The organism is Micromonospora humidisoli, from assembly GCF_016900955.1.
Lineage (GTDB): Bacteria > Actinomycetota > Actinomycetes > Mycobacteriales > Micromonosporaceae > Micromonospora > Micromonospora wenchangensis.
In genome coordinates, this window is record NZ_JAFEUO010000007.1 from 230,051 (window position 1) to 242,597 (window position 12,547).

Consider the following 12,547-nt stretch of genomic DNA (forward strand, 5'->3'; position numbering starts at 1 on the left):
CCCCCTGGTCAACGGCTCAGGAACGTGGAGTACTTTACCGATCAAGTTTTAGGTAAGCCTGTCCTTACTATGTGAGTTGGAGTACTCCGCATGCGCCCCTCCCGGTTGCTCGCCGGAATCGTCGCGGCCACCACCGCGCTCGCCCTCGCCGCCTGCGGCGGGTCCTCCGACGTCGGGGAGACGCCCGCCGCGTCCGGCGCCGCGGCGGCGACCTTCCCGCTGACCGTCACCCACGCGCTGGGCACCACCACGATCGCGAAGAAGCCCGAGCGGGTCGCCACCGTCAACTGGGCCAACCACGAGGTGCCCCTCGCCCTCGGTGTCGTCCCGGTCGGCTACGCCAAGGCCAACTTCGGCGACGAGGACGGCGACGGACTGCTGCCCTGGGACGCCGCGCGGCTCAAGGAACTCGGCGCGTCGACCCCGGTGCTGTTCGACGAGACCGACGGCATCGACTTCGAGGCGGTGGCGAACACCAGGCCGGACGTGATCCTGGCCGCGTACTCCGGCCTGACCAAGCAGGACTACGACACCCTGAGCAAGATCGCGCCGGTGGTGGCGTACCCGCAGGCGCCCTGGGCGACGTCGTGGCGCGACAGCATCACGCTGGAGAGCAGGGCCCTCGGCCTGGCCGCCGAGGGCGACGCGCTGATCGCGAAGATCGAGCAGCAGATGAAGGACGAGGCCGCCCGCTACCCGAAGCTGGCCGGCCGCTCGGCGATGTTCCTGACCCACCTCGACCCGACGGACCTCAGCAAGATCAGCTTCTACACCACGAACGACACCCGGGCCCAGTTCTTCACCGACCTCGGCATGACCCACCCGGAGAGCATCGCGAAGGCCTCCGCGACCACCAAGGAGTTCAGCCTCACCCAGAGCGCCGAGCAGGTGCAGAACCTCAGCGACGTGGACATCATCGTGACCTACGGTGACGCCGACGGCACCACCCTGGCCACCCTCCAGAAGGACCCGCTGCTGTCCAAGATCCCCGCGATCAAGCGCGGCTCCTTCGTCTCGCTGCCCGGCAGCACCCCCGTCGCCACCGCCGCCAACCCGACCCCGCTCGGCGTCTCGTACGTCCTCAAGGACTACGTCGACCTGCTCGGCAAAGCCGCCGACAAGCTCTGATGACCGGTCCGACGACATCCGGGCCGGACGTCTCCCTGCGGCGACGTCCGGCCCGGACCCGCCTGACCTGGCTCCTGGTGGTCCTCGGCGCACTGGTCCTCACCCTGCTCGCGTCGGTGGCCTTCGGCTCCCGGATCGTCGGCTGGGCCGACATCACCGCCGCGCTCGGCGGCACCCAGGACACCCTCGACCAGGCAGCCGTGGTCAAGCGACTGCCCCGTACGGCGCTCGCCGCCCTCGTCGGTGCGGCGCTGGCCCTGTCCGGCGCGGTGATGCAGGGCGTCACCCGCAATCCGCTCGCCGACCCGGGCATCCTCGGGGTGAACATGGGCGCGATGCTGGCCATCGCCGTCGGCATGGCCACCGTCGGCCTGTACACCGCCACCGCGTACATCTGGGTCGCCATCGCCGGTGCGGCGGTGTCCGCGTTGTTCGTCTACGCGGTCGGCTCGCTCGGCCGCGGCGGCGCCACCCCGCTCAAGATCGCCCTGGCCGGGGCGGCCACCTCCGCCGCCCTCGCGTCGCTGGTGGCCGCAGTCGTGCTGCCCCGTGGCGACATCGCCGAGAACTTCCAGTCCTGGCAGGTCGGCGGCGTCGGCGGGGCCAGCTGGGACAGCATCGGCCAGGTCCTGCCGTTCCTGCTCGCCGGGCTGGCCGTCTGCCTGCTGTGCGCCAGGGCCCTGAACTCCCTCGCGCTCGGCGACGACCTCGCCGCCGGTCTGGGCGAACGCGTCGCCCTGGTGCGCGGGATCGCCGCCGCCGGCGCGGTGGTGCTCTGCGGCGCGGCCACCGCCGTCGCCGGGCCGATCGCCTTCGTCGGCCTGATCGTCCCGCACCTGTGCCGGCTGCTGGTCGGGCTCGACCACCGCTGGCTGCTGCCGTTCGTGACCCTGGTCGGCGCGGCGCTGCTGACCGTCGCGGACGTCACCGGACGGGTGGTGAACCGCCCCGACGAGATCGAGGCCGGCATCATCACCGCCCTGATCGGCGCCCCCTTCTTCATCTACATCGTCCGCCGGCAGAAGGTACGCGAACTGTGAGCACCACGACCCTGCAGGCCGTCACCCACGGCCGGGTCCGGCGCAACCGACGACGCCGCGCGGTGCTCGCCGCCCTCGCCGTGGCGGTGGCCGCCATGGTCGTCGTTTCGCTGATGGTCGGACGCACCTTCTACCCGGCCGGCGACGTGCTGCGGGTGATCCTCGGCGACACCGTGCCGGGTGCCTCGTTCACCGTCGGTGAACTCCGGCTGCCCCGCACGGTCCTGGCCCTGGCGACCGGGCTCTGCTTCGGCATGGGTGGCGTCACCTTCCAGACCATTTTGCGCAACCCGCTGGCCAGCCCCGACATCATCGGCATCAGCTCGGCGGCGAGCGCCGCGGCGGCCTTCGGCATCATCGTGCTCGGCCTCGGCGAGACCGGCGTCTCGGTCTTCGCCATCGTCGCCGCGCTCGGCGTCGCCGTACTCATCTACCTGCTGTCGTTCACCGACGGGGTGGCCGGCACCCGGCTCGTGCTGATCGGCATCGGCATCGCCGCCATGCTCAACAGCGCCACCGCCTACATCCTCAACCAGGCCGGCCAGTGGGACCTGCAGGCGGCGACCCGCTGGCTCAACGGCAGCCTCAACGGCTCCACCTGGGACGAGGTCGTTCCGGTGCTGGCCGCGCTGGCCCTGTTCGGCCCGGTGCTGCTGAGCCAGGCCCGGAACCTCACCATGCTGCAACTCGGTGACGACACCGCCGCGGCGCTCGGCACCCGGCTGGAACGTACCCGGCTGGTCTCGATCGTCGCGGCCGTCGGCCTGATCGCGTTCGCCACCTCGGCCACCGGGCCGATCGCGTTCGTGGCCTTCCTGGCCGGGCCGATCGCCGCCCGGCTGGTCGGGGCCGGCGGCTCGCCGTTGGTGCCGTCCGCCCTCGTCGGCGCGCTGCTGGTGCTGGTCGCCGACTTCATCGGCCAGTTCGCCTTCGACATCCGCTTCCCGGTGGGGGTGATCACCGGGGTGCTCGGTGCCCCGTACCTCATCTACCTGCTCGTCCGCACGAACCGCGCCGGAGGCTCGCTGTGACCACCGACCACGCCCTGACGACCGAGAAACTGACCGTCGGCTATGGCGACCGGGTCGTCATCGAATCACTCGACCTGCTCGTCCCGCCCGGCCGGATCACCGCGATCGTCGGCGCCAACGCGTGCGGGAAGTCGACGCTGCTGCGGTCGATGTCGCGACTGCTCGCCCCGCGCACCGGTCACGTCATGCTGGACGGCCGGCAGGTGCACCGGATGCCGGCCAAGGAACTGGCCCGCACCCTCGGCCTGCTGCCCCAGTCGCCGATCGCGCCGGAGGGCATCACCGTGGCCGACCTGGTGGGCCGGGGCCGCAACCCGCACCAGCGGCTGCTGTCCCGCTGGAGCGGGGACGACGACCGCGCGGTGGCCGCCGCCCTCGACGCCACCCACACCGCCGACCTGGCCGACCGGTCGGTCGACGAACTCTCCGGCGGCCAACGCCAGCGGGTGTGGATCGCGATGGCGCTCGCCCAGCAGACCGAGTTGCTGCTGCTCGACGAGCCGACCACCTTCCTCGACGTCAGTCACCAGGTCGAGGTGCTGGACCTGCTCACCGACCTCAACGCGACGCGCGGCACCACCATCGTGATGGTGCTGCACGACCTGAACATGGCGGCCCGCTACGCGGGCCACCTCGTCGCGTTGGCCGACGGTGGCCTGCACGCGGCGGGGCCGCCCGCCGAGGTGCTGACCGAGGAGTGCGTACGGGCGGTCTTCGGCCTGGACAGCCGGGTCATCGTCGATCCGGTCTCCGGTCGGCCGCTGATGCTGCCGATCGGCCGCCACCACGTCACGGCCGGCCGCGCCTGACCTTCACCGACCCGGCGGACCATCCGGACGCACGGTCGGACGGTTCGCCCGCACGCTCCACCGCCCGTCGGTGCGGGTGAGGCGGATCGGATGGTCGAAGCACTTGCTGACCTGGTCGCCGGTGAGGACCTCGTCGGCGGGGCCGGACGCCAGCGGGCGTCCGTCGCGCAGCAGCATGACGTGGGTCGTCCCGGGAGGAAGCTCCTCCAGGTGGTGGGTGACCAGGACGGACGCGAGCTGCGGGTAGGTCTGCTGGAGTGCGTCGAGCCGCTCGATGAGCTGTTCCCGGCCGGCGACGTCGAGGCCGGTGGCGGGTTCGTCGAGCAGCAGCAGGCGGGGCCTGGGCATCAACGCGCGGGCGATGAGCGTGCGGCCCCGTTCCCCCTGCGAGAGGGTGGGCCACCGGGCCCCGTGCCGCTCACCGAGGCCGAGCAGGCCGATCAGCCGGTCGGCCTCGGCGTTCTGCTCCGGTGTCGGCGCCCACCGGGGAACCCGGTCGTTGGTGTTGGTCAGCCCGGTGAGCACGACGTCGTGCACGGTGAGTGGCGCACCCGGGTCGTGCCGTGGGTTGACGTGGCCGACGGAGGAACGCAGCTCCCGCAGGTCGACCCGGCCGAGCCGGTGACCCAGCACCTCGACGGTGCCCCGGGTGGGGTGGGTGATCGCCCCGAGCAGGCTGAGCAGGGTGCTCTTGCCCGCCCCGTTCGCACCGAGCAGCGCCCAGTGCTCGCCGGCCCGTACCGTCAGTGAGACCTCGGCCAGGATCGGCCTGCCGTCGCGGACGACGGCCGCGTCCGTCACCCGCAGCACCGGCGGCGCGGTCACGGGGAAACCGTGGGGCGGCGGTCGGGCAGCATGCGGAAACCGTAACAACAGCTCCGAGGTCAGCCCGGTCGGATCTCCCGGGGTGGGACGGGCCCTGCCCGAACAACCAACATTGCAACAGGTACCTTGCTGTGGCAAGGTAGCGGCATGCAGGTCGACCCGATGCTCGTCGCGTTGCGGCGCGGCCTGCTCGAACCGCTCGTGCTCGCCGCCGTCGAGTCCCGGCAGCGCTACGCGGCGGAGATCCTCGCCGCGTTGCGGGAGGTGAACTTCCCCGCTCAGGAGGGCACGCTGTATCCGCTGCTGAGCAAGCTCCGGCGGGACGGGCTGGTGCACCACGAGTGGCGGGAGTCGCCGTCCGGGCCGCCCCGCAAGTACGTCCTGCTCACCGACGCCGGCAGGCAGCGGCTCGCCGCGTTCCGGGAGCACTGGAACGACCTGACCCGCATGATCGATTCGGTTGGACGATGACCATGGACGAGCCCACCGCCATCCGCCTCACCGGGCACGCCGCGGCCTATCCCGCCACCCGCGAGGCGTACGCCGCCCTGCGCGGGTATCTCGACGACGCCCGACGTGCGCTGCGCGGCGACCCGGACGCCGACGAGATCGTGCGTGACCTGGAGGCCGCCGTCGGCGACCGGCTGGATCCGGACGGCGACCCGGTGACCGGTGCCCGGATGACCGCGATCCTGGCCGAAATCGGGCCGGTGCGGCCGGCGCACCCCGTGCCGGCCGAGGTCGGGGGAGCGGTACGCGGCCGGTTCTGGTGCCGGATCAGCGAAGGCGGGTGGTTCGGCGGCGTCTGTCTCGGCCTCGCGGCGTACGGCGGATTCCATGTCGACTGGGTGCGTACCGTCGTGCTGCTGTTGACCCTGGTCACCGGTGGGCTGCTCGCCGTGGCGTACCTCGTCGGGCTGTTCGTGCTTCCCGTCGTCCCGACGGTCGCCGACTACGAACGCCGCCGGGACGCGCCCCGACCCGGCTGAGCCGGGGGCGGCGGGGCCTGCGGGCCGCGCTGGGCCCGGCCGGCCCGGAAGCGGACCCGGCCCAGGGCGGGCAGCCCTGGGCCGGATGAGTGGCGCGTCGTCGATCAGGCGATCTTGATGTCGCTGCACCACATGTAGGTCTGGTCCGCGTGCGACGCCTTCCAGATGAAGAACAGGACGTGGCTCCCGGAACGCGACGACGGGATCGAGACGTTGAACGAGATGTTCTGTGCCGGCGCGTACCGCCCGGTCGTGGTGATCAGGTCGAGGTTGCCCCACCCGACCGTCTGGGTGGCCGGGTTGAACCCCTGCTTGGTGACGTAGACCCGGAAGAAGTCCGCACCGTGGCTGGCCTGGTCGTACATCTGGACCGTGAGGTTGCGGCTGACGGTGGTCGCCTTCCACGCCCCGGCCTTGTTCAGCGAGTTGTTCCGGGACAGGGCGTTGCTGCACAGCTGCCCGTCCGGGGTGCTGGGCTGGTACTGGCCGGCCAGGCCGTCGCGCAACGCGCTCATCCAGTTCCACATGGTGTCCGGGTTGGCCTGCCAGGCCTGCCAGCACATCGGGTCCTGCTGCTGCATGGCCGGGTTGGTGTGCTGGCTGCCCCAGGTCTGCCAGCACTGGTACGCCCGGGTCGCCGGGTTGATGATCGTCCCGTGCGCCTGGGCGGGGCTGGTCATGGGCAGCGTACCGACCACCATGGCGAACATCAGGACGAGCGCCTGGAGGGACCGGCGGACGGTGGACCGGGGACGTCCGCCGGATTGGTCGGACTGGTGTGAACGCACTGTTCATCCTCCATTCGTCGGTACGAGACATCGGGAGGCGAATGCTCCCGAATCCACTGTGGCACCAATAGCTACAAATATCAATGTTGATCGATATTTAGTCGGATTGGATCGAGCTGTCGGATCTGGTCGAGCTGTCCGGGATCATCGGATCGGTCGACGGGCACGACGGACCGGGGACACGGCATCACCGCAGATCGGGTGCCGGTCCGGTGGCCGGAGACGACCGCTAGGCCGCCGGGGGCGTCACAGCTTGGCGGCGGCGTCGTAGCGGCGACGCAGGTCGGCCATCTCGGTCGCGCCGAGCGACTCCTGCTGCGCCATCGTGGCGTACGCGGGCGGGAACATCTCCCGCAGCCGGTCGACGAACCTGACCTCCGCGGTCGCCTCGACGACCCGGATGCCCGGGGGATCGGTGGACATGTCCATGATCAGCGGGCCGGCCAGCTTGACCGCCACGTCCCAGGGGCGCTTCTGCTCGGCGATCCCGCACAGGTGGAAGCCGTACACCGTCTTGACGTCGGCGAACGTGGCGGCCCCGGCCGGCTCGTAGCCGTAGACGCGGACCCCGCAGATCACCGGCGGCTTCTCCGCGCCGGCACCCTGCTGGGCGTCGTGCCCGGCATGCTGGTGCTGGGCCGGGTCCGCCCGCTCCAGCGTGGTACGCATCCGGGCCGTGATCTGCGCCGGCAGGTCCGCCGGCTGCCCACTCGTGCCGCCCCGGTTGGCCAGCACGACCGTGCCGACCGACACCACCAGCAGGATCACCGCCATCCACACCAGGCGGTGCCGGTACCACGCGGAACTCTCAGCGGAACTCATCGCTTCTCACCTCGTCGCCGGTTCTGATGCTGGCGGACCGTCCGTGGCCCGGGGCGTCGAACGCGCCGTCGTCGGGGACATGTGCCAGGGGTGCGCATGGCAGGTGCGGATGCCTGCCCGGCGGAATGCCCGTCGTCAGGGCGATGGCCCGGCGCGGTGACGTGCCGGTGCCCGCCAGGATGGCGTGCGACCCGTACCGCGGTGCTCCCGTGCTGTGGCCGTGCTCAGCACGGTTGCCCCCGTGCTGCGGCGATATGAGCCATTCCAACACGTCTGGAGCCGCTCTTGCAACATTGACGGGTGTCAGCGGGGGTTCCGCCCGATCGTCTCCGCAGGTGAGAGTGCCGGAATCGATTCCCCACGCCCCGTCATCCGGTGAACGGCCGCGCCCGTCATCCGGGGCCGGCGTCGCCCGGGCCGTGGTCGCTGCCGGCATGGCGTACGCCCGTCAGTCGGCACAGGGCGGCGAAACCGTCCTCCGTACCCGGCCAGTGCCGGCGTAGCGCCCCGACACCCGCCCTGCGGACCACCGAGCGCAGCACCGCGACGACGAGGATCGCGTCGTCGGCGTACCCGAGGACCGGGACGAAGTCCGGGATCAGGTCGACCGGGACGACCAGGTACGCCAGCAGCAGGCCCAGGCGTACCCGGACGCCGCGCGGCAGGGTCCTGTCCCCGGCCAGCCGCCGCAGCAGCCGCACCAGATCGGGCAGGACCCGCAGCGCCTCGGTCAGCAACGGGCCCTGCGGTCGTACGATCAGCAGACCGACCAGCAACGCCACCCACGAGACCGCAACCGCGACCGCGCCACCGACCAGGATGTCCGCGACCATCCGCGCCGCCCCCCTTCCGCCGCACCCGCCCGCGCGGCCAGGGCATCGTCGCAGAGTCCCGGCGGGCCCACCGGTCGACGTGACGCCGGTGGCCGACCGGCCGACCCCCGGGGAGGACCACCGCGATGGACGAGGTGATCCCGACCGGCAGCGACCGGACGATCCTGATCGCCGTCCGGGGGAACTCCGGGGCGGGCAAGAGCAGCATCGCCCGGCAGATGCGGCTGCGGCACGGTCGCGGCTGCGCCCTGGTCGAGCAGGACTACCTGCGGCGGGTCGTGTTACGGGAACGGGACAGGCCGGGCGGGCTCGCGCCCACCCTGATCGGGCAGACGGTCCGGCTGGCCCTCGACCACGGCTACCACGTGATCCTCGAAGGAATCCTCCACACCGCCCGGTACCGGCGGATGCTCACCGCGCTGCGCGACGGCCACCGGGGCAGGACGGTGTTCGTCTATCTCGACGTGTCGCTGCCCGAGACCCTGCGACGACACGAGACGCGTCCGCAGGCCACCGAGTTCACCGCCGACGACATGCGGGGCTGGTATACCCCGCGTGACCTGCTCGGATACGACGACGAGATGGTCCTGCCCGAGACGACCCCGCTTCAGGAGGCGGTCCGGCGGATCGCCGCCACCGCCGGGCTGCCCCTGACCGGGGGCGACGCCGATTTCCTCCCGGTGCGGCCCTGACCACCCACCGTCCCCGTCCACGCGCTGCTCCTAGGCTGGTCGGGTGCGCGAGGACGAACTACGGGACCTGCTCCGCGGCAGCGGGTGGTTGATGCGGGCGCTGCGGGTGGTCCGAGACACCGGCCTACCCGACGCGTGGATCGGGGCAGGGGTGGTGCGGGACCTCGTCTGGGGCCGCCGCTACGGCGACGGCTTCGAACCGTCGTCGGTACGGGACGTCGACGTGGTCTTCCTCGACCCGACGGACCTAACCCGTGCCAACGACGACCGGGCCACCGCGCGACTGGTGACGGCCTGGCCGCAGCCGCCGTGGGAGGCGAAGAACCAGGCCGCCGTGCACACCTGGTACCCGGCGACGTTCGGCGGCGACCCGGTGGCCCCGCTGCGGACGATCGCCGAGGCGGTCGCCACCTGGCCCGAGTACGCCACCGCCGTCGCGGTACGCCTGCGCGCCGACGACACGATCGCCGTCTGCGCGCCGTACGGCCTGGACGACCTGCTCGACGGGGTGTGGCGGCACAACCCGACCCGGGCCGACCGCGAGGTGTCCCGACGTCGGCTCGCCCGCCAGCGTCCGGTGGCACGCTGGCCCGGCGTACGGGTGGTCGACCCCGACCGTCGGTGAGCGGGTCGCGGAGGGTGCCTGTCCCCTCCCCGCCGTCGTGGATCCGCACCCGGCGGTGTGCCGAACCGACCCGGGGAAACGTCAGGGTGGCTGGGTACGATGCCCGGCGTGCCTCTCCCCGCGGACCTGCGTGACCTGCTGAAAGACCCGTCGTTCTGGTCGGCCTACGACCGTTGCGACGGCGATGACGGTGATGACGACGACGAGCGCTGGGAGGACCATCCCGGGTGGACGCTGACCGCCGACGTCGGCGACGGTCACACCCTCGTCCTGGAGATCGACATCGATCTCGGCATGGTCAACCTCGGGGTGTGCCCGCCCGGTGTGACCGAGCCGCTGCAGCTCGGCTGGGACGACGACGCGCACCCCTTCCCGCACGCCCTGCGCTGGGACGAACTGGACCTGATCGCCCGGGCCGTCGCCCTGCGGGACCCGGACCTGCCGCATCCCGGCCCGCTGCTGGCGCTGGCCAGCCGGTTCGTGCTGCTCGGCGAGCACGACGACCTCGACGCGGTCACCCCGTTGCTGGCCGCCGCCTTCGGAACCGGCCCCGACGCCGCCGCCTACTGGCCGACGGTCCGTTCCTGGCTGTACCGGTGCGACGGGCGCGGCAGGGGCGTCACCTGGCAGCGCGACGACGCCGGCAACTGGACCGTCGAGCAGGATGAGGAACAGGGCGGCGACTTCACGCTCTACAGCCTGCGTGGACCGGAGTCGGAGTTCCCGTTCGACGCCTGGCGTGACCTGCTCGCCGACGCCGGGCGTACCGTCACCGACGCCGTGCCCGCGTCGGCGCCGGACGCCCTCGGTGACCTGCCGGCCCGGGCCGTCGCCGGCCGCGACCTGAGCCTGGCCGCGCAGACCGGCCGGGTGCTCGCCGCCGCCGGCGTCGGGCATCCGGTGCTCCTGCGCGGGCTCGCCGAACCAGCGAACCCCGCCGAGGTCTGCTGGATCCTCGAAACGGTCACCGGCGCGGCGCAGGGCTCCCTCGTCGCCCGGTGGTTCGGCCCGAGTGCGCTGCGCGCGGCCCGCCGCCACCGGCTGAGCCTGCACCTGGAGGTCGGCGGACGGCCCGATCCACGCGGGTACGCCACCACGGTGACCCGCGACCTCGACCGGGCGCTGCGCGACCGGGGACTGGGCCACGCCGAGCAGACCGGCAGCAGCATGCGCCGGGACGCCTCCGGCGGCTACGTCATCCACGCCGTCAGCGTGGACATCGCGGTCTTCGACGATCTTGCCGCCGGCACCGACCTCGTCCGGGACACGCTGCTGCGCCACGATCCGACGCCGGAGACCGTGCTGCGCCACCACGGGGGCACCGATGCCGTGGTGGCGCTGTGGTGACCCCGGCGGGTCGACAAACGGCCGACCCGCCGCCCGCCGGACGGCACTATGCTGCGACCAGTCCCCGTCGAGCAGGGAGATGACGTGTCGCGTCGTACCGGTAGGCCCTCGTATCTGCTGGCCGCGTCGCCACCGCCCCGCCGCCGGCTGTCCCGGCTCGCCGTCGTCGCCGCGATCGGGCTCGTCGTCGCCCTCGTCGGTGGCGGCATCGGCTATGCGGTAGGTCGACCGGACGCCACCGAGTCGACGATCGCCGACCTGCGCCGGGCCGAGGCGAAGCGGGACGCCCAGCAGATCACCGAGCTGACGGCCACCGCCCGACGCCTCCGCGACGAGATCACCCCCGTGCTCGACGCCCTGCGGGCCGAGCCGACCGCCGACCCGCAGCAGGCACGCCAGTGGCAGCAGACCCTGCTGCGGGCGGCGGAGCCGTTCGCCAACCCGCCGTCGGGCAGCACGGCGACCAACGTGGCGCGCGGTGGCCTGCGCGGCGCGGTGGAACAGACGTCCCTGGCCGTCGAGTCGTACCTGCTCGCGGTCACCGGGCCACCGGCGCAGCGGGCGGCGCTGACGGCACTGGCGAAACGGCAGGCGGAGCAGGCCGCCGCCGGCTGGTCCGTCGCCGCCACCCAACTCGATCAGGTCAACGTCGACGCCGGCCACGGCCACCAGCACGTCTATCTGGACGGCGACCAGCACGACGGTGCCGAGGAGGGCACCGGCGGGTGACCGGGGCGACGCAACTGCTCGCCGAACGGTTGCTGCGGGCCGGGATCGGTGACGTCGTCACCGTCGAGCCGGTGAACGGTGGCCTCGCCGCGCTCGCCGGGATCGCCCACCGCAGGGACGCGCCGCCGGTCTTCGTCAAGACCTTCGCCGAAGCCCCCGGCGGCGACGCCTTCGGCGCGGAGGCCGAGGGGCTGACGGCCCTGCGGGAGCAGGGCGGGCTGGCCACCCCCGACGTGCTCGTGGCGAACCACGAACTGCTGGTGCTGTCGCTGCTGTCGCCGAGGCCGCCGGACGGGGCGTTCTGGGAGCGGTTCGCGCACGCGCTGGCGCATCTGCACACCAGCACCGTCCACCCCCGCTTCGGCTGGCACCGGGACAACTGGTTGGGGCGTCGTCGGCAGGTCAACACCTGGGCCGACGACGGCTTCACCTTCTTCGCCGAGCACCGCCTGCTGCGCTGGCTGGATGAGCCGAGGGTCCGGGCCGCGCTCGACGCCGCCGACCGGGCCGCGGTGCAACGGCTGTGTGCCCGGCTGCCCGAGCTGCTGCCGGACCGGCCGGCCTGCCTGACGCACGGCGACCTGTGGTCGCAGAACGTACTGTCCGACGGGTCGGGGCGGGCGGCGTTGATCGACCCGGCGGTGTCGTACCTGTGGGCCGAGGTGGACCTGGCGCACCTGTGGACCACGGCGGCCCCACCGGAGTCGGATCGGTTCTTCGCCGTCTACGCCGAGCTGACCGGCCTCGACGCCGACTGGCGGGACCGGATGCCGATCATCCAGCTGCGGCAGCACCTGGCGGTGCTGGCCCAGTTCGACGACGACTGGGGTGCCGCCGACACGATCCGGGCCACCCTGGCCCCGTTCCGGTCGCGGGCCTGACCGACCCG

At 72.4% G+C, this 12,547-nt stretch carries 15 protein-coding genes; 11 read left to right on the plus strand and 4 right to left on the minus strand.

The annotated features are described in order from the left end of the window. The first annotated feature begins 90 nt into the window (after positions 1–90). Genes JQN84_RS24715 through JQN84_RS24730 form a run of 4 tightly spaced genes read left to right on the plus strand, consistent with a single transcriptional unit; the run spans position 91 to position 4,008 of the window. Positions 91–1,128 carry an iron-siderophore ABC transporter substrate-binding protein gene (locus tag JQN84_RS24715; protein WP_204960946.1) on the plus strand — a complete coding sequence of 346 codons (1,038 nt, stop codon included), beginning with the start codon at positions 91–93 and terminating at the stop codon, positions 1,126–1,128. After that, positions 1,128–2,168 carry a FecCD family ABC transporter permease gene (locus JQN84_RS24720; RefSeq protein ID WP_204960947.1) on the plus strand — a complete coding sequence of 347 codons (1,041 nt, stop codon included), beginning with the start codon at positions 1,128–1,130 and terminating at the stop codon, positions 2,166–2,168. Before JQN84_RS24715 ends, JQN84_RS24720 begins: the two co-directional genes overlap by 1 nt. Then, positions 2,165–3,199, plus strand: a complete 1,035-nt coding sequence (locus JQN84_RS24725) for a FecCD family ABC transporter permease (protein WP_204960948.1) — start codon at positions 2,165–2,167, stop codon at positions 3,197–3,199. The genes JQN84_RS24720 and JQN84_RS24725 overlap by 4 nt, the downstream gene beginning before the upstream one ends. Next, positions 3,196–4,008 carry an ABC transporter ATP-binding protein gene (locus JQN84_RS24730; RefSeq protein ID WP_204960949.1) on the plus strand — a complete coding sequence of 271 codons (813 nt, stop codon included), beginning with the start codon at positions 3,196–3,198 and terminating at the stop codon, positions 4,006–4,008. The genes JQN84_RS24725 and JQN84_RS24730 overlap by 4 nt, the downstream gene beginning before the upstream one ends. 3 nt (positions 4,009–4,011) lie before the next feature. Here the strand turns inward: JQN84_RS24730 and JQN84_RS24735 are convergent, their stop codons facing one another. After that, the gene (locus JQN84_RS24735) at positions 4,012–4,833 is read right to left on the minus strand and encodes an ABC transporter ATP-binding protein (protein ID WP_281898445.1); all 822 of its coding nucleotides are present in this window, start codon (positions 4,831–4,833) and stop codon (positions 4,012–4,014) included. Positions 4,834–4,980: 147 nt separating this feature from the next. Here JQN84_RS24735 and JQN84_RS24740 point away from each other — a divergent pair, with 147 nt between their 5' ends. Both JQN84_RS24740 and JQN84_RS24745 read left to right on the plus strand, forming a co-directional pair. Further along, positions 4,981–5,304 carry a PadR family transcriptional regulator gene (locus JQN84_RS24740; RefSeq protein ID WP_204960950.1) on the plus strand — a complete coding sequence of 108 codons (324 nt, stop codon included), beginning with the start codon at positions 4,981–4,983 and terminating at the stop codon, positions 5,302–5,304. Beyond that, positions 5,301–5,822, plus strand: coding sequence for a PspC domain-containing protein (locus JQN84_RS24745; protein WP_204960951.1), 522 nt, complete (start codon positions 5,301–5,303; stop codon positions 5,820–5,822). The genes JQN84_RS24740 and JQN84_RS24745 overlap by 4 nt, the downstream gene beginning before the upstream one ends. A gap of 104 nt (positions 5,823–5,926) precedes the next feature. Here JQN84_RS24745 and JQN84_RS24750 read toward each other — a convergent pair whose 3' ends face one another. The 3 genes from JQN84_RS24750 to JQN84_RS24760 form a co-directional block, all read right to left on the minus strand. Next, positions 5,927–6,610: a lytic polysaccharide monooxygenase auxiliary activity family 9 protein gene (locus JQN84_RS24750; protein ID WP_204960952.1), complete on the minus strand. Its 684-nt coding sequence runs from the start codon at positions 6,608–6,610 to the stop codon at positions 5,927–5,929. A 246-nt stretch (positions 6,611–6,856) separates the two neighbouring features. Beyond that, on the minus strand, positions 6,857–7,432 hold the full coding sequence (locus JQN84_RS24755; RefSeq protein ID WP_204960953.1) for a hypothetical protein: 576 nt from the start codon (positions 7,430–7,432) through the stop codon (positions 6,857–6,859). A gap of 392 nt (positions 7,433–7,824) precedes the next feature. After that, a complete protein-coding gene (locus tag JQN84_RS24760; protein WP_204960954.1) occupies positions 7,825–8,265 on the minus strand; it encodes a YkvA family protein in 441 nt (146 codons plus the stop codon). Between the two features lie 125 nt (positions 8,266–8,390). Between JQN84_RS24760 and JQN84_RS24765 the strand changes: the two genes are divergently transcribed. The 5 genes from JQN84_RS24765 to JQN84_RS24785 all read left to right on the plus strand — a co-directional run bounded on the left by JQN84_RS24765 (position 8,391) and on the right by JQN84_RS24785 (position 12,539). After that, on the plus strand, positions 8,391–8,957 hold the full coding sequence (locus JQN84_RS24765) for a kinase (protein ID WP_204960955.1): 567 nt from the start codon (positions 8,391–8,393) through the stop codon (positions 8,955–8,957). Positions 8,958–9,000: 43 nt separating this feature from the next. Beyond that, on the plus strand, positions 9,001–9,582 hold the full coding sequence (locus JQN84_RS24770; RefSeq protein WP_204960956.1) for a nucleotidyltransferase family protein: 582 nt from the start codon (positions 9,001–9,003) through the stop codon (positions 9,580–9,582). Between the two features lie 108 nt (positions 9,583–9,690). Continuing rightward, complete coding sequence (locus tag JQN84_RS24775; RefSeq protein ID WP_204960957.1) at positions 9,691–10,929, plus strand: hypothetical protein; 1,239 nt, start codon at positions 9,691–9,693, stop codon at positions 10,927–10,929. Between the two features lie 84 nt (positions 10,930–11,013). Continuing rightward, positions 11,014–11,658, plus strand: a complete 645-nt coding sequence (locus tag JQN84_RS24780; protein ID WP_204960958.1) for a hypothetical protein — start codon at positions 11,014–11,016, stop codon at positions 11,656–11,658. After that, positions 11,655–12,539: a fructosamine kinase family protein gene (locus JQN84_RS24785; protein WP_204960959.1), complete on the plus strand. Its 885-nt coding sequence runs from the start codon at positions 11,655–11,657 to the stop codon at positions 12,537–12,539. Before JQN84_RS24780 ends, JQN84_RS24785 begins: the two co-directional genes overlap by 4 nt. Positions 12,540–12,547: the final 8 nt, after the last annotated feature.